This window comes from Pseudonocardia humida (assembly GCF_023898865.1).
GTDB lineage: Bacteria > Actinomycetota > Actinomycetes > Mycobacteriales > Pseudonocardiaceae > Pseudonocardia > Pseudonocardia humida.
This window is the reverse complement of sequence record NZ_JAGSOV010000011.1, coordinates 98786-117620: the sequence shown is the minus strand read 5'-3', so window position 1 is coordinate 117620 and position 18835 is coordinate 98786. Positions and strand designations below refer to the sequence as shown.

Here is an 18835-nt window from a genome sequence, read left to right as displayed (position 1 = left end):
GTGGAGATCTCACTGGAGGGCAGGGTCGCCCTGGTCACCGGGGCGGGCCCGAACATCGGCAGCGGCATCTCGTTGGCGCTCGCCCGCTACGGGGCGTCCGTGGCCTGCAACGACATCGACGCCGGGGCCGCGAAGGCGTCGGTGGAGCGCATCGAGCGCAACGGCGGCACCGCCGTCGCGGTGCCCGGCGACGTCACCGACGAGGAGCAGGTCCTCGCGGCCATCACCCGCACGGTCGACCGGTTCGGGAAGATCGACATCCTGGTCAACAACGCGGCCGTGCTGGGCGGGCGTGGCGTGCTCGACGAGAGCACCGAGTTCTTCAAGCGGGCCGTCGAGGTGGCGGCGATGGGCAACTTCCTGTTCACCAAGCACGTCGGGCGGCACATGGCCGAGCGCGGCATCCGCGGCTCGGTCGTGGCGATCTCCTCGTCCAACGGCTGGTCGGGCTCGGCCGGGGTGATCGCCTACGCGTTCCACAAGGGCGGGGTGAACAACTTCGTCCGGGCCGCGGCGATGGACCTGGCGCCCTACGGCATCCGGGTCAACACCGTCACGCCCACCGCGCCCACGCCGGACAACCCCGACCTCATCGCCGCGCAGGGCCCCGGCGGGGTGCTGGAGCGCCCGCGCAAGGCCGGCATCGGCGGCGCCACCGGCGACGAGGAGTGGCGACGGCCGTCGCGCTGGACTGGCGAGCGACCGCCGATGGTGCCGATGGGCACCACCGGCACCCCGACCGACCTGGGGCACATGGTCGCCTGGCTGTGCTCGGACTACGCCCGCCTCGTCACCGGCTGCGACTTCGTCGTCGACGGCGGCGCGCGGGCCAAGAACTTCGCCTACCACCCCGCGCCCGGCGCCGACCTCGTCGGCCCCGCCCCGCTGATCCCGCTCGACGTGACCGGGGACCTCGACACCGACGTGAACCGGGAGATGCCGTGAAGCGACGCGCGCTGCTGGGTGCCGCCCTCGCCGCCGTGCTGGCGCTGTCCGCCTGCGGCGGCGGTGGCGGCGGGGACCGCAGCGCCCCGGCCGCCGACGCCGGGCCCCCGCGACCCGGCGGGACCCTGGTGATGCAGCTGCCCGCGGAGATCACCAACGGGCTCAACCCGCTGGTGTCCAGCGACCCCACCGCGATGACGCTGATCTCGGGCTCGGTCTACGGCAAGCTCGTCGAGTTCAGGACCGGGCCCGACGTGCGGGGCCTGGAGGTCGTGCCGGACCTGGCCGAGTCCTGGGAGATCAGCCCGGACGGCCTCACCTACACGTTCAACCTGCGCAAGGACGTCAGGTGGCAGGACATCGCGCCGGTCGACGGGCGCCCGTTCGTCGCCGACGACGTGGTCGCCACGTTCACCGCGCTCAAGCAGGCCACCCGCGTGCACCAGTGGATGGTCCAGCCGGTCACCTCGATCGAGGCGCCCGACGCGCACACCGCGGTGTTCCGGCTCAGCCAGCCCTACGCCCCGCTGCTGGAGTACCTGGCCTACCACTTCAACATGATCCTGCCCAGGGAGGGGATCGAGGGGCAGTTCGACCTGGCCACGACGGCCATCGGGACCGGGCCGTTCATCCTGGCCGAGCACACCCCGAACGTGGAGTGGGTGCTGCGCAAGAACCCCGACTACCACGTCCCGGACCGCCCCTACGTCGACGAGATCCGCCGCCCGATCATGACCGATACCGCGGCGGTCACCGCGGCGCTGCGCAGCGGCCGCCTCGACGTGGGCACCACCAGCGACGTCAACGTGGCCGACGAACTGGCCAGGGCCGGCGGGTTCGTCGTCGAGGAGACCCCGGGCGCGCCGATCAGCTTCTACATGAACCCCACCGTGGAGCCCTTCGACGACCCGCGGGTGCGCCAGGCCGTCATGCAGGCCATCGACTGGCAGGGCATGGGCGAGAACATCCGGGGCAACTTCAACCTGACCTCGCTGCTGCGCCCGGACACCAGCTCCGCGGCGCTCACCCCGGACCGGGTGCGGGAGCTGCGCCCGTTCGACCCGGAGGGGGCCAGGGCGCTGCTCGCGCAGGCCGGCCTGCCCACCGGCTTCGCCACGAGCCTGGTGGTCCAGCGCGTCGACGACGAGGACGTGCGCGAGGCCCAGTGGATGCAGGCCGACCTGGCCGAGGTGGGCATCCAGATGGAGATCGAGGTGGTCGACCCGGGCACCGGCATCGCCCGCCGCCGCGACCACCAGTTCCCGATGGCCAAGGCGCTGCGCGGGGTGCACCTGCCCGACCAGGTCTGGCGCGACTTCCAGAAGGAGTCGATCGAGAACTACGCGCTGATCGACGACCCGGAGCTGGAGGCCATGCTGGCCGAGTCGCGGGCGGCGCTGGACCCCGCCGCGCGCGACGACGTCTTCCGCCGCATGCAGGAGCGGATGGAGACGGTGATCCGCCAGGCCGAGTACCCGATCCAGAAGTTCGACTACTCGATCCAGAACGACCGCGTGCACGACCTCTGGCCCAGCCCGATCTACCAGGGCAAGCGCCTGGCCGACCTCTGGCTCTCCGAGGACTGACGGGTGGGGGCTAGAGCGGGGGGAGCTCTTGGGGTTGCCCGACCAGGGGGGCCAGCGGGTCGCCCGCCTCGCGGACGCGGTCGAGGGCGGTGCGCAGCGTCCAGCGGTCGGGGCGCAGGTCGGGGTCGTCCAGCTCCTCCCAGGTGATCGGCACCGACACCGGGGCGCCGGGGGCGGGACGGACGCTGAACGGGGCCACGAGGGTCTTGTTGATCGCGTTCTGGGTGTAGTCCAACCGGGCCCGGCCGCGTCGCCGCTCGCGCTGCCACTCCCAGCTGACCAGGTCGGGCACGGTCTGCCCGATCGCCCGCGACACCTTCTCCACCCAGGTCCGGGTCTCGGCGAACGTGTAGCCGGGGCGCACCGGCACCCAGATCTGCACCCCGCGCTGCCCGGTGACCTTGGGCGCCGCGGCCACCCCGAGGTGCTGCAGCGCCGTGCGGTACAGCCGGGCGAGCACCAGCACGTCGGCGAAGTCGCTGTCGGTACCCGGGTCGATGTCGATCAGCGCCCAGGTGGGCCGCCGCACGTCGGGCAGCGCGGAGGTCCACGGGTGCAGTTCGAGCGCGCCGAAGTTGGCCAGCCAGACCAGTGCCGCGACCCCGTCGGGGACCGCGTAGCACTCCGTCTCGCCCGGGTCGGCGGCGTCGTTGTGCCAGCGCGGCAGCCACTGGGGCGCGTGGTCGGGGACCTCCTTCTGCCAGAACCCGGGCCGGCCGACGCCGTCGGGGTAGCGGTGCATGTTCACCGGCCTGCCCACGAGGTAGGGCAGCATGTGCGGGGCGATGGCGGCGTAGTAGCGGACGAGCTCGCCCTTGGTCACCGGCGGCTCGCCGTCGCGGCCGGGGAACAGCGGCTTGCCGAGGTTGGTGAGCTTGAGGTCGCGGCCGCGCACGGTCCAGCGGCCGCCGCGGCCGAGTTCGTCGAGCGCCGCCAACTCCTCTTCGGACGCCGCCCAGGCGGCGGTGGGCTCGCGACCCAGCCGGACGGACGCCTCGGCCGCGGGCACCCCGCTCTGCCAGAGGGCGTCGGGCGCCGCGGCGACCTCGTCGTTGGTGCGGCCGCTGAGCACCGAGCGCGGGTGCTCCTCGGGGTCCCAGCCGGGTTCGGCGGCGTCGTCGTCCTTGTGCAGGAGCAGCCAGTCCTTCTCGCCGTCGCGGCCGCGGCGGACCAGCACGAACCGGCCGGCGAGCTTGTCGCCGCGCAGGTCGAAGTGCAGCTCGCCGCGGGCGACGGCGGCGGCGGGGTCGTCGGTGCCGGACGGCTCCCAGCTGCCGGTGTCCCAGACGATCACGTCTCCGCCGCCGTACTCGCCGCGCGGGATGACGCCCTCGAAGTCGATGTACTCCAGCGGGTGGTCCTCGACGTGCACGGCGAGCTGGCGGGCCTTCGGGTCCAGCGTCGGGCCGCGCGGCACCGCCCAGCTGACCAGCACGCCGTCGAGCTCGAGGCGCAGGTCGTAGTGCAGGCGGCGGGCGCGGTGGCGCTGCACGACGAACCGGCGCCCCGGCGGGGGCGGCTCGCCGCCCGCCGGCTCCGGGGTGACGTCGAAGTCGCGCTTGGTCCGGTACGGGGCCAGCCGCTCCCGCACCGCTCCGCCGCTGCTCATGGCGGGGGAGTACCCGCTCGACCGCGGATCGTGCGCGGCCCGGCCGGTCGTCAGGGCGCCTCCTGCCGGGTGAGGCGTTCGATCGACGGGACCCCTTCCGCGCCGAGGCGCAGGGCGAACCGCTCGGTCCGGGTCCGGTCGGCCTGGTGGGCGTTGCGCGGGTGCAGCGTGACGTCGAGCCGGATCACGTCCGGCTCGGCCTCCGGTCGCGCGAACCGCAGGGTGGAGAAGCCCGGGCACCGGTCGGGCAGCGAGGCGAGGCACCTGGCGACGTCCGACCGGTCCGGGGCGTCGCCGTCCGGTGGGGTGAGGAGGTCGGCCATGGCGACCAGGGGCGCGCCGGGCTCGTAGTCGTCGGTGCCGCCGATCGAGCGCCAGAGGCCGACCACCCGGTCGAACACCCCCAGGCCGTGGACGAGCGACATGGGTGAGGCCACCACCTCCAGCAGGGACTCGGTCTCGGCGAAGCCGACGTAGCTGCGGTGGATGTCCCCGCCGACGGTGATGGTCGGGCGCCCCATCCGCCCGCGCAGCAGCTCGCTCCACAGCCGGTGGTACTGGTGGCCGTAGTCCTCGATGCCCCGGTCGGGGACGAGGCCGAGCCGGTCGGCGAGCCCGCGGTGCAGGTGGGCGGGCCGCTTCAGCGCCGGCTGCGCCATGACCAGGACGAACACCTCCGCCGCCGCGGCCACCTGCAGCACGCGATCGAGTTCGGGTTCGTCGACGAAGGCGGACCAGCCGGGCTCGTCGTGCTTGCGCACGCGACGGGTGCGGGTGTCGAGCAGCACGACCTGCACCGGGTCGAGGCGGATGTGCTGCACGACGCGGTTCAGCGGAGCGTGCGCGCCGTGCGGCGGCACGGTCGCGGTCGGGGGGCGCTCGGGGTCCGGGCGCTCGCCCAGGGTGATCCGCCCCGTCGCGCGGTCGCGCTCGGTGCGGGTCTGGAACGAACCGAACAGGTCGAACGCCCCGCGGCTCCAGTCGTCCCACTCGTCGGGGTGCACCGGCAGCAGGTTCTGGTGCGAGGTGTCGGTGGGCGCCCGCTGCGGGTCGAGCGGCCGGGCGGCTTCGCCCTCGTCGCTCGCGCCGGGGGCGTTGCGCTTGGCCGCGTTGACCGCCGTCCGGCCGATGTGCGCCCACGAGTGGTGCGCGGTGACCGACCGGTGCGGCCAGTTGTTCCAGAACTCGTGGTCGTCGGGCAGGAACCAGGTGGGGCCCGCGGCCAGCAGCGGGCGCAGGCCGGGGCGCCCCTGGCCGCCCCAGGTGGTCCAGTACTCCTGCAGGTAGTAGGTGCGGGGGGTGTGCCGGGCGAGGGTGCCGTAGTGCCACCAGGGTGCGTCGAGGTAGACCGCGTCCCCGCACAGCCACGTCAGGTCGGGCCCGGGTCCCTCCCCGAACACCCGCGCGTAGCCCGACGCGAACTCGTCGGCGCGATCGGTGTCGACGTCGTAGCAGGAGGCCGCGAACACCGTCAGCTCGCGACCGGGGGCCAGGGCGGTGGGCAGGGTGCGGACCAGGCACGTCGCCGTGTGCGGCGCGTCCCGCACCTCGACCGAGGCCCGGTACCGGCGATCGGGTTCGAGCCCGTCGCGGACCTCGCAGTGGGCGTGGAAGAACCGGTTGCCGAACGGCCGCCCGGTGGTCTCGCGCTCGGCCTCGATGCCGAACCACCGCAGCTCGACCGACCCGCTCCAGACCACCGCACCCCCGTCCACCGTGGTCAGGACGATCTCGGCCACGGTCGAGTCCTGCGGGAGGTCGTGCAGGTAGCACCCGATCCACAGGTCCGCGCCGTCCGGGAACGCGTCCTTCTGCACGACCAGCACCCCCGGGCGCAGGTCGTCGACGGGCTCGACGGGTGCGCGCAGGCTGCGCAGGAACGCCCCGGGCGCCACGAGGTGACCGCTGTCCAGCGCGGCTTGGCCGTAGCGGAAGAGCCAGCGCTGGAACCGCGTCCTCAGCGGAGTCCCGCCGGGAGTCGTGCGCCGCGGCGGCGCACCGGTCCTCGTCGTCCCCACCATGGCGGACACCTCCGTGAGCCGTGCGGCATCGGTACGGGCGTAGGACCGCCGCCCGGGCCGGGCGGATACCCGGCCCAGCCGGTTCACCCGTCCGCGCGGGAACCGCCGTCGCCGCTCGCGTCGTCCCCGAGCACGGCGAGCAGCCCGGCCAGCGGGGCGGAGTCGTGGTCGGGACGCCAGAACGCGGCGAGCCGCACGGTGCGGTGCGCGCCGCGGATGGGGCGCAGCACCACCCCGTGCCGGCCCAGCGCCCCCACCGACGACGGCACGACCGCCAGGCCCAGCCCGGCGGCGACCAGGCCGAGCACGGTCTGGAACAGCCACACCCCGCGCTGGGCCACCCGGGGGGCCAGGCCGGCGTCGGCGAAGGTGGCGGTGACGGCGGCGTGGATGCTGGGCAGGTCGTGCTGCTCGGGGAGGATGAACGGCTCGTCGCGCACGTCGAGCAGGTCGACGGCCTGCGCGCGCGCCGCCGGGTGCCCCTCGGGCAGCGCCAGCAGCAGCGACTCGTCGGCCAGCCGGCGCCGGGCCAGCGCGGCGTCGGCGACCGGGAGGTAGAGCACGCCGAGGTCGACGCGGCGCTCGTCCACCGCGCGCAGCAGCGGGTCGGGCGGCATCTCCCGCAGCGCCAGCTCCACGTCGGGGTGGCGCTCCCGGAACCGGCGCAGCAGGTCGGGTAGCACGCTGTTGACCGCGGACGGGACGAACCCGATCGCCAGCCTGCCGGTCGCGCCCTCGCCGATCCGGCGGACCATCCGGGCGGTGTCGTCGAGGTCGGCGAGCAGCCTGCGGGCCTCGGGCAGCAGCGCGGCACCGGCCGCGGTGAGCCGGATCGCCCGCTGCGAGCGGTCGAACAGGACGGCGCCGAGGTCCTTCTCCAGCTGCGCGATCTGCTGGCTGAGCGGCGGCTGGGCCATGTGCAGCCGGGCCGCGGCCCGGGTGAAGCTCAGCTCCTCGGCGACCGCGACGAAGTAGGTGAGCCTGCGGAAGCGCATGCGGTATCCATATCGCACAGCTCTGAGTCGCAACAGAACAGATGTTGGACATCTCGGTCGCGCGGTGCTGTGCTGGGACCATGACCGCTCCCGTCACCCCGACCCGCCCGCTGGTGCGCGAGGTCGCCGAGGCGCTGGCGCCCGTCCGCGACGGCGCCACGCTCATGGTCGGCGGCTTCGGCCTGGTCGGCGCCCCGCTCACGCTGATCGAGGGCCTGCTGCGGTACACGTCGGTCGCCGGCCTCACCGTCATCAGCAACAACCTCGGCGAGCCCGGCCGCGGCCTGGGCCGGCTGCTGCTGGAGGGCCGCGTGCGCAAGGCCGTGGGCTCCTACTTCACCAGCAACCCCGACGTCGTCGCGGCCTACCAGGCCGGCACCCTGGAGATCGACCTGCTGGCGCAGGGCACGCTGTCCGAGGCGATCCGCGCGGGCGGCGCCGGCATCGGCGGCTTCTACACCCGCACCGGCTGGGGCACCGCGCTCGGCGAGGGCCGCGAGGAGCGGGTCATCCGGGGCGAGCCGCACATCTACCACGAGAGCCTGCGCGCCGACGTCGCGCTCGTGCGCGCCCGCAAGGCCGACGAGCTGGGCAACCTCGTCTACGCCAAGACAGCCCGCAACTTCAACCCGGACATGGCCACCGCGGCCGACCTGGTGATCGCCGAGGTCGACGAGGTGGTGCCGGTCGGCGCGCTGGACCCGGAGGAGATCGTGACCCCGCACCTGTTCGTGGACACCCTGGTGCTGAGCGGAGCCACCCGATGAGCGACGTCCAGCAGCGCATCGCGGCCCGGGTCGTCCCGCACATCCCGCACGGCGCCGTCGTCAACCTCGGCATCGGCATCCCGACCCTGGTCGCCGACCACCTGCCCGAGCACGCCGCGCACCTGCAGACCGAGAACGGGCTGCTCGGCGTCGGACCCACCCCGGGACCGGGGGAGGTCGACCCCGACCTGGTGCACGCGGGCAAGCAGCCGGTCACCGCCCGGCCGGGCGCCTCCTACTTCGCCAGCTCGGCGTCGTTCGGGATGATCCGCGGCGGGCACGTCGAGGTCGCGGTGCTGGGCGCCCTGCAGATCGACGCCCGCGGCCGCATCGCGAACTGGGCGATCCCGGGCAAGCCCGTGCTGGGCGTGGGCGGGGCGATGGACCTGCTGGTCGGGGCCCGCACCGTCGTCATCGCGACGACGCACACCGCCAAGGACGGCTCGGCGAAGATCGTCGAGGAGTGCACCTTCCCGCTCACCGCGCGCCGGCCCGTCGACGTGGTGGTCACCGAGGCGGCCACCTTCCGCGTCGACGACGGGGGACTGGAGCTCGTCGACCTGGCCGAGGGCGTCACCCTGGAGTGGGTCCGCGAGCACACCGCCGCCCCCTTCCGGGTCGCCGCCGAGCTGGGGGCGCCGGTCTGACCCTCAGCCCCGGCGCGGCAGCTCGCCCAGCCCCAGCACCCGGTCCAGCACCTTCCACCGGTAGGTGGCGCTGAGCACGGCGAACCACGACGCCAGCGCCGGCAGCACCGCGGTGAACACCGGTGCCGCCGGTCCGGTCAGCCCGAAGTAGTCCGACAGGGCGGGCACGAACAGCACGGCGGCGAAGGCGACGAGCAGCGCCGCGACCAGGACGGTCGGGCGCCGGTCGGCCGTTGGCGGGGTCCACGCGGCGAAGAACCGCGTCGGCGGGACCAGGAACAGGATCAGGATGAACGAGGCCAGCACGACGAACGTCGACAACCCGGTCTGCGCGCCGATCGTCGCCGCGGCTTCGGTGAAGTCGGTGTCGGCGCCGTAGGTCAGCCCCGTGTAGCTCTCGAACTCCGCGATCACCTCCGCAGGCGTGCGGTCGTCGCTGAGGCCCTGCGAGAGGCGCTGGTAGAGGAAGGCGTAGACGGCCGTGCCGAACGCGGCGGTGACCAGCGCGGCCGGGATGACGAACCGGGCGAGGTCGCCCAGCAGATCGGGGTCGGGCTCGTCGGAGCGGGCCCAGAACGTCAGGAACAGCGTCGGGACGCCCACGGTGAGCAGGGTGAGCCCGACCTGCGTCGGGGAGTACGGGAAGCCCAGCCCGAGCATGGTCACCGCGAGGATCACCACGCCCTGGGTGGCCACCCGGGCCAGGAACACGTGCATCGACACCGCGATGCCGTTGATGATCCGCCTGCCCTCCCGGCGGGCCGGCAGCAGCGCCGCGAACGAGTCGTCGACCAGCACGATGTCGGCCACGTCGCGGCAGACGGCGCTGCCGCTGCGCATCGCCACCCCGACGTGGGCGCGCTTGAGCGCGCGGGCGTCGTTGACGCCGTCGCCGATCATCGCCACGTAGCCCCCGGTGCGGCGCAGGGCGGTCACGATCCGCTCCTTCTGCTCGGGCGCGACCCGGCCGAAGACCGTGCTGCGGGCGACGAGGCGGTCGAGGGCGGCGTCGTCGAGTGCGTCGAGGTCGGCGCCGGCCACCGGTTCGCCCGCGTCCAGCCCGGCGCGTCGGGCCAGCGCGGCGACCGTGGCGGGGTCGTCGCCGGAGAGCACCAGGACCCGCACCCCCTCGGCGCCGAACCGCTCGATGCTCTCCACGACCTCGGGGCGCAGCTCGTCGGCGAGCGCGACGACGGCGACCGGCTCCAGCGGGGGCAGCTCCGGGCGGCCGTCGTCGTCGCGCAGCGCGGTGCCGCCGGCGGCGCGGGCCAGCACGAGCACCCGCAGGCCGCGCGCGGTCCGCTCGGCCACCACGGCCGCCAGCTCGGGGCCCGACAGCCGGGCGGCGAGCGCGTCGGGGGCGCCGAGCACCCAGGTGCCCTCCGCGGCGACCACCCCGGACCAGCGCAGCGCGGACGCGAACGGCACCTCGTCGCGCACGGTCAGCGGCGCGCCGGGCAGCGCGTCGGCCAGGGCCGCCGAGGTCAGGTTGGGCGTGCCCGCGCTGTGCGCGAACGCGCCGACTGCGGCCCGGGCCGCGGCGGCGTCCCACCCGCCGACCGGCACCACCTCGTCGAGGGTGAGCCGGCCGGTGGTGAGGGTGCCGGTCTTGTCGGTGCACACGACGTCGACGTTGCTGACCGACTCCACCGCGTTGACCTGCTGCACCACCGCGCCGCGCGCGCCGATCGCGGCCGCGCCCGCGGTGTAGGCGACGGCGATGAGGAAGAACAGCCCGTAGGGCACCAGGCCGGACAGCACGGCGGTGATCTGCACCGTGCGCAGCAGCGTGAAGCCCTCCAGCGCGGCCTGCGCCAGTATCGCCCCGCTCATCAGCACGACCAGCGCGATGACCAGCCGGACGACGAACTCGATGCGCCGCTGCAGCGGGGTCCGGTCGGTGCTGGCCCGGCGGGCGTCGGCGGTGAGCCGCCCGGCGTAGCTGTGCGCCCCCACGTCGCGGGCCAGCTGGTGCCCGGCGCCGCGCACGCACAGGCTGCCCGAGCGCAGGTCGTCGCCGGGCTCCTTGGCCACCGGCTCGGACTCGCCGGTCAGCAGCGACTCGTCGGTCTCGACGCGGCCGTCGGCGTCGAGCAGCGGCCCGTCGACGACGACCTGGTCGCCTGCCCGCACCCGCAGGACGTCGCCGCGCACGACCTCCTCGGGAGTCAGCTCGACCTCGGCGCCGTCGCGCAGGACCAGCACCGGCGCGCGGTCGAGCAGCTGGAGCCGGTCGAGCTTGCGCTTGGCCCGGATCTCCTGCACCGCGCTGATCATCGCGTTGATCAGGCCGAGGCCGACGCTGATCAGCGCGTCGCTGTAGCGGCCCAGGCCCAGCAGGGCGACGCCGATGACGAACAGCACCAGGTTGAAGAACGAGAAGACGTTCGTCCGCAGGATGGTGGCGTAGCTGCGCGAGGTGCCGGCGACGGCGGCGTTCGACTCGCCGCGGCGGGCGCGCCTGAGCGCCTCGGCGCTGGTCAGGCCCGCGGCGGGGGGCCGGTCGGTGTCGACGGCCATCGGTGTTCCTGTCGTCGGGCCACTTCGGCGTACGGGTTGCGCCGCACGAGGGAGGGGGTTGGAGCATCCGCGCGAGCGCCGGGCGCCGCCACCCTTCCACCGCGGCGACGAGCCCGCTGCCGGGGGCGACCGATCGGCTCGCGGGCGCCGTGCGGCATCCCCGACGGCCGTGCGGCACGGCCTCCGGATCATGTCCCCCGATCGGGTGCGCTACCCTTCCGCCCGATAAGTCCGTTTCGAGCGTTATGGAGGCTGACCGAGTGATCGCGCCCCCCGCGCCCCCGCCACCCGCGTCCCGGCGACCGATGGCCCTGGTCGCCGGCCTGCTGTCGGCGGCCCTCGTGGCGACCCTGGTGGTCGTGGCCGTGCGGACCGCGTCGGGACCGGGCGAGTCGGCGCGGACGAGCGCGGGGGCGGACACCAGCGCGGGCGTCCTGCTGGGCTGGGGCGAGCCGACCGTCGTCGAGGAGTTCGACGGCCCGCTCGGCCCCCAATGGCGCCTCTACGACGGGCCGGGCCACGTCGGCAACGGCATCCGCTCGCCGGAGGCCATCGGGGTCGACGACGGCCTGCTGACCATCACCGGCGACTCCCGGGGTACCACCGGTGGGATGGCCCTGTTCCCCGGCCAGCTGCACGGCCGCTGGGAGGCCAGGGTGCGGGTCCCGGCCGGCGACGAGACCTACCACGCCCTGCTGCTGCTCTGGCCCGACGCCGAGGACTGGCCGGTCGGCGGCGAGATCGACTTCATGGAGATGCTCGAACCGACGCGGCAGAAGACCAAGATCTTCGTCCACTACGGCGAGGACAACTCCCAGGTGCAGGGCGAGGTCTTCGCCGACGGCACGCAGTGGCGCAACTGGGCGGTGGAGTGGTCGCCCGAGCACGTCGTCGCCTACCTCGACGGCCGCGAGTGGTACCGGACGAGCGACCCGGAGGTGCTGCCGCCGGGCCCGATGCACCTGGCGATCCAGCTCGACTGGTTCCCCGAGGAGGGCGAGGACGGCGAGGTGCGGGAGTCGGAGATGCTCGTCGACTGGGTGAAGGTCTACCCGTTCTGAGCGCGACCGTGTGACGGTGGTCGGCAGGGGTCCGGGGTGGCGACCGGCGGGTTATCGTCCGCCGGTGAGCGCCGTTCCCGAAGCCCTCCCCCCGGTGCCGCCGCTGTGGCTCGAGCTCGACGGCGCGCACAACGTCCGCGACCTGGGCGGCCTGCGGGCCGGTGAGCGCACCGTGCGCCCCGGCGTGCTGCTGCGCGGCGACCACCTCGAGGACCTGTCGGACGCCGCGGCCGCGCAGCTGTGCGACGTCACCGGGCTGCGCGCCGTCGTCGACCTGCGGGCGGTCGAGGAGGGGCCGGAGCCCGGCGGGTGGATGGCCGGGCGGTCGGTCGAGCGGCTGCACCTGCCGCTGGTCGACCTGACCCGGGTCGGCGCCGACGCGCCGCTGCAGCGACCGGACGGCGGCCTCGACTTCACCGCCGCCTACGGCCGGATGCTCGCCGGCGCCGGACCCGCCCTCGTGGAGATCCTGCGGTTCGTCGTCGCGGCCCGTCGCGTCCCGGTGCTCGTGCACTGCGCGGCGGGCAAGGACCGCACGGGGATCGCGGTGGCGCTGCTGCTGGCCGCGGCCGGCGTCGACGAGGACGACATCGCCGCCGACTACGCGGCGACCGGGCTGCGGATCGCCCGGGTCCGCCGGGCCATGCTGGCCCGTGGCGGGTACGCCGACATCCCGGTCCCGGCCGCGTCGCCGCCGCTGGACGAGGCGCCGATCCGGGCCGTGCTGGCCGCCGTGCGCGAGGACGGCGGGAGCACGGGGTACCTGCGCCGCCACGGCGCCACCGACGGCGAGCTGGCCCGCTGGCGCGAGGTGCTGCTCGGCTGACCGCGGGCGGGTGCCGAGACGCTCCACCACCGGGTCCGAGCCACTGCCGTCGCGACACCCCGCAGCGGCCCGGAACCGGGGAGACTGGGGGAGTGCCGAGCGACCCCCGTCCCACCGAGGCGCAGATCCGCCGCGCGCTGGCGGAGTGCATGACGGTCGGCGACATCGACGACGCGATGGGCTGGAAGGCGGGCACCGCCCGCAGGCGCCGGTGGCGCGACGCGGCCAGGGGCGGGCTGCCCTTCGCCGACGCCGAGCTCGGCGGCGTGGCGCTGTGGTTCCGGTCGACGGTCGAGGCGTGGCGGGAGCGGACCGCGGGCCGGGACGCCGAAGGCGCGCCCGACGAGGACGCACTCGACGAGGACACGGACGACGAGGACACGGACGACGAGGACACGGACGACGAGGACACGGACGACGAGGACGCGCTCGACGGGGACGACGGGGACGACGGGGACGACGGGGACGAGCCCGCTGACGAGGGCGCCGACGAGCCGGAGCCCGAGGCCGCGCCGGAGCCGGAGGCCACGCCGGAGCCCGCGCCGGAGCCGGATCGGCCCGCCCTCGTCTCGGGCTACGCGCTGGAGCCGGGCCAGCGGGTGCTGGTGGACGTGCGCGGGCGCTGGCGGGAGGCGCACGTCCGCCACCGCGACCGGGCCACCGTCGCCGTCGACTACACCCTCGACGGCACCCCGTCGGGCCTGCGCCGCCAGCGGGTCGGGCTGGACCGGATCCGCCTCCCCGACGAATGATCGGGGCGGGGCGCGATGCGCTCGTCGAAGGAGGTCGGTCGCCAGTGCTCGATCCGCGCGTCCAGCGCCGCCACCGGCTGCGCAACGCGAGCCAGGCCGTGCTGATCGTCGGCGGGATGGTGGCGGTGCTCGCGCTGCTGGCGTGGGCGTTCTTCGGGCCGGTCGGGCTGCTGGTGGCGCTCGGTGCGGCCGTGGTGGTGCTCGCGTTCCGCCCGGTGCCCTCCCCGCGGCTGGTGCTGTCGATGTACCGGGCCCGGGAGGTGCCGCCCTGGGTGCTGCCCGAGCTGCACCGCTTCGTCCGGGTGCTGGCCGAGCGGGGTGGGCTGCCCGCGGTGCCCCGGCTGTACTACGTGGCCAGCCCGATGCTCAACGCGTTCGCCGTCGGTCGCGGCGACGAGGCCGCCATCGCGGTGACCGACGGCCTGCTGCGCAGCCTGCCCGGCCGCGAGCTGGCCGGGGTACTGGCGCACGAGGTGAGCCACATCCGGGCAGGCGACCTGTGGATCATGAACCTGTCCGACGTGCTCGGCCGGGTCACCCACGCGCTGGCCTACGGCGGGTTGCTGGCGGTGCTGGTCAGCCTGCCGGTGACGCTCGGCGGCGACTACCCGTCGCTGTGGCTGCTGGCGCTGCTCGGGGCGCTGCCGACGGTGGTCAGCCTGCTGCAGCTGGCGCTGTCGCGCTCCCGCGAGTACGACGCCGACCTGGAGGCCGCCGTGCTCACCGGCGACCCGGACGGCCTGGCCGACGGGCTGGAGCGGCTGGAGCGCGCGACCGGTCGCATCTGGGAGCGGGTGGTGGTGCCGCACCGGCGGGCCCCCGACCCGCTGCTGCTGCGCACCCACCCGGCGACCGAGGAGCGGGTGCGGCGGCTGCGCCGGCTGGTGCCGCGCACCGACCGCGACCGCCTGGGCGGCCACGCGCCCCTGCGCCCGAGCGCGTACCGGCCGGTGGCGGCCCCGGTCCGGCTGCGCTTCCCCGGGGTGCGCTGGTAGCGGCGCCGGGCCAGGCTGGCCCGGTGGCGCCGCCGGTGATCATCGAGTTGGCCGTGAACGGACCGACCCCGCGCTCGGTCAACCCGCACGTCCCGCGCAGCCCGGAGGAGATCGCCGAGGCCGCGCTGGAGGGCATCGCCCGCGGCGCGTCGATCGTGCACAACCACAACGACGAGCCGATGTTCACCGCCGACGGGGTGCACGCCGTCGAGCCCTACCTGCAGGCCTGGGGGCCGGTGCTGGAGCGCCACCCCGACGCGCTGCTCTACCCGACGATGGCCGCCGGCGCGCGGGGGATCGACGTGCGCGACCGGTGGGGGCACGTGGAGGAGCTGGCCCGGCGGGGGATGGGCGGGATGACGCTGGTCGACCCGGGCTCGGTCAACGTCGGCATGACCAGCCGCGCCGGGGTCCCGGCGGCCGCGGCGGACGGGCCTTACCAGAACTCCTACGCCGACATCGAGCACATGCTCGCCCGCACGGCCGAGCTGGGCGCCGCGCCCAGCATCTCGATCTTCGAGCCGGGGTTCCTGCGCACCGCGCTGGCGCTGCACCGGGCCGGGCGGGTGCCGCCCGGCGCGATCGTGAAGCTGTACTTCGGCGGCGCGCTGGAGTTCGGCCTGCCGCCCACCGCGGCCGCGCTCGACGCCTACCTGGAGCTGCTGGAGCCCTCCGGGCTGCCGTGGTCGGTCGCGGTGCTCGGCGGCGACGTCGTCGCCTGTGGACTCGCTGAGCGCGCCGTCCGCAGGGGCGGGCACGTCCGCGTCGGGCTGGAGGACCACGCCGGCCCGGCCACGCCGACCAACCGCGAGCTGGTCGACGGGGTGGTGGCACTGGTCGAGCGGCTGGGGCGCAGCCCGGCGAGCATCGTCGAGGCGCGCGCCCTGCTCGGCGTGCCGGCCCGGCGCGGCGCCGCGGGCTGAGACCTTCCTGTGACCCGCCTCTCGCGGGTCCCACCCCGGCCGGGCCACACTGCACGCCAGTAGCCGGCGGAGGGGGGTCGCATGGGACGCGACTGGGACGGGCACGACCACCACTGGTTCGGCCCGCACGGCGGCCCCGGCCCGCGCGGCGGCCCGGGCTGGCACGACGCGCCGGGCTTCTGGCCCGTCCTGCCCGCGCTGCTGGCGACGCTGCTGGCCGCCGTCGTCGTGCTCGCGGTGCTGTGGCGCAGCGGGTGGCTCGACCGACTGGTCGACCGGGCGCGGCCGCGGCCGGTCGCGGCCGCCCCGACCGCCGACTGGGACGACGCGGTGCGCCGGTTCGGCGACGTGGCCGCGGAGTACGCGGCCTTCGAGTGCGACCCGCGCTCGGTGCTCGACCTGCCGGCCCTGGTGGACGTGCGCCGGCCCGCCACGGCCCGGTTCGTCGACGCCTTCGCCGAGGTCTCGGCGCTGCTCACCGACGACCACCCGGGCGCGCCGCACGCGGGGGAGTTCGTCGCCGCGGTGGAGCGCGCGGAGCGGTCGTGGACGGCCGCGGTCGACGCCGCCCGCCGCCACGGCGCCTCCGGGTTCAGCGACGACGAGCGCGCCCTGATCGACCAGGTGCGCACGCTGCTCGAGGTGGTGGCGTCCTCGCCGTTCGACGCCGAGCGCCGCACGGCCTTCGAGCAGGCCCGCGGCCGGTTCGCCGAGCTGGAGAAGCGCACGGGCTGGCGGCTGCCCGCCCCCGCGGCCGTGGCGATCGAGGACCGGGCCCGCGGGGCCCTGGTCGGCTCGGCCGACTGAGGCCGGGGCGGGGACCGGGCGCGGTGCGGATCGCCTCCCTGCTGCCGGCGGCCACCGAGATCGTCATGGCGCTGGGCCTGGACGACCAGCTGGCCTGCGTGACGTTCGAGTGCGCGGCGGCGGCGCGGGCCCGCCGCCCGGTGGTCGTCGACACCGCCATCCCGCCCGACCTCACCCCCGGCGAGATCGACGCCTGGGTGCGCGACCGGACCGCGCGCGGGCTGGCGGTGTACGAGCTGGACCGGGCCGCGCTGGCCGCGCTCGACCCCGACCTCATCCTCACCCAGGACCTCTGCCGCGTCTGCGCGCTGCCGGCGGGCACGGTCGCCGACGCCTGCCGGGCGATCGGCACCGACGCCGAGGTGCTCTCCCTCGACCCGCACACCCTCGACGAGGTGCTCGACTCGATCACCGCCGTCGGGCGGGCCGCGGGTGTCGACGCGGTGGCGGCCGCGCTGGTCGCCGGCCTGCGGGCGCGGCTGGCGGCCGTGGCCCGGGCGGTGGCGGGCCGGCCCCGCCCGCGCGTGCTCGTCCTGGAGTGGACCGACCCGCCCTTCCTGCCCGGCCACTGGGTGCCCGAGCTGGTCCGCCGGGCGGGCGGCGAGCCCGTCGGCGCGGTCGAGGGCGGGCGCAGCACGGCGGCGTCGTGGGCCGAGCTGCCCGCGGCGGACGTGGTGGTCGTGGCCCCGTGCGGGATGGACCTGGCCGCCGCGCTCGCGCAGTGCCCGGCGGTGGCCGCGCGGCTGCCCGGGGTGTCGCTGGTCGCGATCGACTCGGCCGGCTACGTGGTGCAGGCCGGCCCCGCGCTGGTCGACGGGGTGGAGGCGCTGGCCTGGGCGCTGCACCCGGCGACCGTGGCGCGTCCACCGGCGGGCCGGATCGCCCACCACCGCGGGTGATCGATCCGAGCCGGATCGGGTACGTGGGTGGACGGGAGCGGCCCTCATCCCGTGGAGGGGGACGAGAGCCGCTCCCACCCGCCGGTCAGTGCGCGGCGGACCCCTCGGGACGTCGCGACACCGGAGCGGCCGCGGTCGGGTCGTCGGCGGTCAGGTCGACCGACGACGTCTCCCGCAGGGCGAGGGTGCAGGCGATCGACAGCACGCAGCAGGCGGCGATCACCGCCGACACGGCGAACGTGCCGCCGCCCCCGGCCAGCACCGAGGCGAAGATCAGCGGGCCGATGCCCGCACCGATGCCGGCGATCTGGTAGCCCAGCGCGGAGCCGGTGTAGCGGGTGCGGGTGGAGAACAGCTCGCTGTAGAGCGCGCCCAGCGGCCCGTACCAGCACGCGTGCACGACGCCCTGGCCCACGACCACGGCGACGATCAGCAGGAAGCCCGAGCCCGAGTCGATGAGCGGGAAGAGCGCGAACGCCCAGATCGTCATGCCGATCGCCCCGGCCAGGACCATCGGACGGCGCCCGAAGCGGTCGGACAGGTGCGAGAAGAACAGCGTGCCGAAGATCGCCACCACCGACGACAGGGTGAGCGCGTTGAGCACCTCCGGGCGCGGGAAGCCGACCTGCACCGCGTAGGAGATGACGAAGACGGTGAGCGTGCCCTGGGCGACGAACGCCCCGAAGCCGACGCCGATCGAGAGCAGCAGGTTGCGCGGGTGGTTGCGCAGGACCTCCAGCACCGGCGGGCGCGAGTGCTCGGCGGCCGCCGCGGCCTCGCGGAACACCGGGGTCTCGGTGACCCGCAGCCGGACGAACAGGCCGACGCCCAGCAGTGCGATGCTCAGGATGAACGGGATGCGCCAGCCCCAGACCAGGAAGCCCTCCTCGCCGGAGATCGCCGCCGAGGCGGCCAGCACGAGGGTCGACAGGACCATGCCGCTGGGCGCGCCCGCCCCGGTGAAGCTGGCCCACAGCCCGCGCCGGGAGGTGGCGTGCTCGGCGGACATCAGCACCGCGCCGCTCCACTCGCCGCCGATGGCCACGCCCTGCAGGACGCGCAGCAGGATCAGCAGGATCGGCGCCCAGGCCCCGATCTGGGCGTTGGTGGGCAGCAGGCCGATCAGCGTGCTGCCCACGCCCATGATCGTCATGCTCAGCACGAGCATCCGCTTGCGACCGAGCCGGTCGCCGAAGTGGCCGAAGAGCAGCCCGCCGATGGGGCGCGCGAAGTAGCCGGTGGCCAGGGTGCCGAAGCTGGCCACGGTGCCGACGACCGGGTCGAGGTCGGAGAAGAAGACCCGGTTGAACACCACCGCCGACGCGGTCGCGTAGAGCAGGAAGTCGTAGTACTCGATCACGCTGCCGAGGTAGCTGGACAGCACGGCGCGCCGGAGCTGGATGCCCGACTTGTCGGGTTGCGTCATTGCGGTGCCCTGTCTGCTGGAGAGCTGGATCTGGGGGACGGGCCGGTCCACTCGCC

The 18835-nt window shown here is 75.2% G+C and carries 16 protein-coding genes; 11 read left to right on the top strand and 5 right to left on the bottom strand.

Translation table 11 applies throughout. The features are described 5' to 3' along the window. Positions 1-945, top strand: a complete 945-nt coding sequence (locus KDL28_RS05675; RefSeq protein ID WP_252436144.1) for an SDR family NAD(P)-dependent oxidoreductase — start codon at positions 1-3, stop codon at positions 943-945. Then, on the top strand, positions 942-2531 hold the full coding sequence (locus KDL28_RS05670) for an ABC transporter substrate-binding protein (protein WP_252436143.1): 1590 nt from the start codon (positions 942-944) through the stop codon (positions 2529-2531). Before KDL28_RS05675 ends, KDL28_RS05670 begins: the two co-directional genes overlap by 4 nt. A 10-nt stretch (positions 2532-2541) precedes the next feature. Here KDL28_RS05670 and KDL28_RS05665 read toward each other — a convergent pair whose 3' ends face one another. The 3 genes from KDL28_RS05665 to KDL28_RS05655 form a co-directional block, all read right to left on the bottom strand. Then, positions 2542-4140: a non-homologous end-joining DNA ligase LigD gene (locus tag KDL28_RS05665; protein WP_252436142.1), complete on the bottom strand. Its 1599-nt coding sequence runs from the start codon at positions 4138-4140 to the stop codon at positions 2542-2544. 50 nt (positions 4141-4190) lie between these two features. After that, the gene (locus tag KDL28_RS05660; protein ID WP_252436141.1) at positions 4191-6161 is read right to left on the bottom strand and encodes an alkaline phosphatase D family protein; all 1971 of its coding nucleotides are present in this window, start codon (positions 6159-6161) and stop codon (positions 4191-4193) included. An 83-nt stretch (positions 6162-6244) separates the two neighbouring features. Then, positions 6245-7156 carry a LysR substrate-binding domain-containing protein gene (locus tag KDL28_RS05655; protein ID WP_252436140.1) on the bottom strand — a complete coding sequence of 304 codons (912 nt, stop codon included), beginning with the start codon at positions 7154-7156 and terminating at the stop codon, positions 6245-6247. A gap of 80 nt (positions 7157-7236) precedes the next feature. Between KDL28_RS05655 and KDL28_RS05650 the strand changes: the two genes are divergently transcribed. Both KDL28_RS05650 and KDL28_RS05645 read left to right on the top strand, forming a co-directional pair. Continuing rightward, complete coding sequence (locus KDL28_RS05650; protein WP_252436139.1) at positions 7237-7923, top strand: CoA transferase subunit A; 687 nt, start codon at positions 7237-7239, stop codon at positions 7921-7923. After that, the gene (locus KDL28_RS05645) at positions 7920-8570 is read left to right on the top strand and encodes a 3-oxoacid CoA-transferase subunit B (protein WP_252436138.1); all 651 of its coding nucleotides are present in this window, start codon (positions 7920-7922) and stop codon (positions 8568-8570) included. Before KDL28_RS05650 ends, KDL28_RS05645 begins: the two co-directional genes overlap by 4 nt. A 3-nt stretch (positions 8571-8573) precedes the next feature. Here KDL28_RS05645 and KDL28_RS05640 read toward each other — a convergent pair whose 3' ends face one another. Beyond that, a complete protein-coding gene (locus KDL28_RS05640) occupies positions 8574-11090 on the bottom strand; it encodes an HAD-IC family P-type ATPase (RefSeq protein WP_252436137.1) in 2517 nt (838 codons plus the stop codon). A gap of 260 nt (positions 11091-11350) precedes the next feature. Between KDL28_RS05640 and KDL28_RS05635 the strand changes: the two genes are divergently transcribed. The 7 genes from KDL28_RS05635 (at position 11351) to KDL28_RS05605 (ending at position 17353) form a co-directional block, all read left to right on the top strand. After that, positions 11351-12151 carry a glycoside hydrolase family 16 protein gene (locus tag KDL28_RS05635; protein WP_252436136.1) on the top strand — a complete coding sequence of 267 codons (801 nt, stop codon included), beginning with the start codon at positions 11351-11353 and terminating at the stop codon, positions 12149-12151. A gap of 64 nt (positions 12152-12215) precedes the next feature. Continuing rightward, complete coding sequence (locus tag KDL28_RS05630; RefSeq protein WP_252436135.1) at positions 12216-12977, top strand: tyrosine-protein phosphatase; 762 nt, start codon at positions 12216-12218, stop codon at positions 12975-12977. 92 nt (positions 12978-13069) lie between these two features. Then, positions 13070-13729, top strand: coding sequence for a hypothetical protein (locus KDL28_RS05625; RefSeq protein ID WP_252436134.1), 660 nt, complete (start codon positions 13070-13072; stop codon positions 13727-13729). 44 nt (positions 13730-13773) lie between these two features. After that, the gene (locus KDL28_RS05620) at positions 13774-14724 is read left to right on the top strand and encodes a zinc metalloprotease HtpX (protein WP_252436133.1); all 951 of its coding nucleotides are present in this window, start codon (positions 13774-13776) and stop codon (positions 14722-14724) included. A 23-nt stretch (positions 14725-14747) separates the two neighbouring features. Next, positions 14748-15647, top strand: coding sequence for a beta-keto acid cleavage family enzyme (locus tag KDL28_RS05615; RefSeq protein ID WP_252436132.1), 900 nt, complete (start codon positions 14748-14750; stop codon positions 15645-15647). A gap of 81 nt (positions 15648-15728) precedes the next feature. Further along, positions 15729-16454, top strand: a complete 726-nt coding sequence (locus KDL28_RS05610) for a hypothetical protein (protein WP_252436131.1) — start codon at positions 15729-15731, stop codon at positions 16452-16454. A 23-nt stretch (positions 16455-16477) separates the two neighbouring features. Beyond that, a complete protein-coding gene (locus KDL28_RS05605; protein WP_252436130.1) occupies positions 16478-17353 on the top strand; it encodes an ABC transporter substrate-binding protein in 876 nt (291 codons plus the stop codon). 85 nt (positions 17354-17438) lie between these two features. Here the strand turns inward: KDL28_RS05605 and KDL28_RS05600 are convergent, their stop codons facing one another. Further along, positions 17439-18779: an MFS transporter gene (locus tag KDL28_RS05600; protein WP_252436129.1), complete on the bottom strand. Its 1341-nt coding sequence runs from the start codon at positions 18777-18779 to the stop codon at positions 17439-17441. Positions 18780-18835 lie beyond the last annotated feature (56 nt).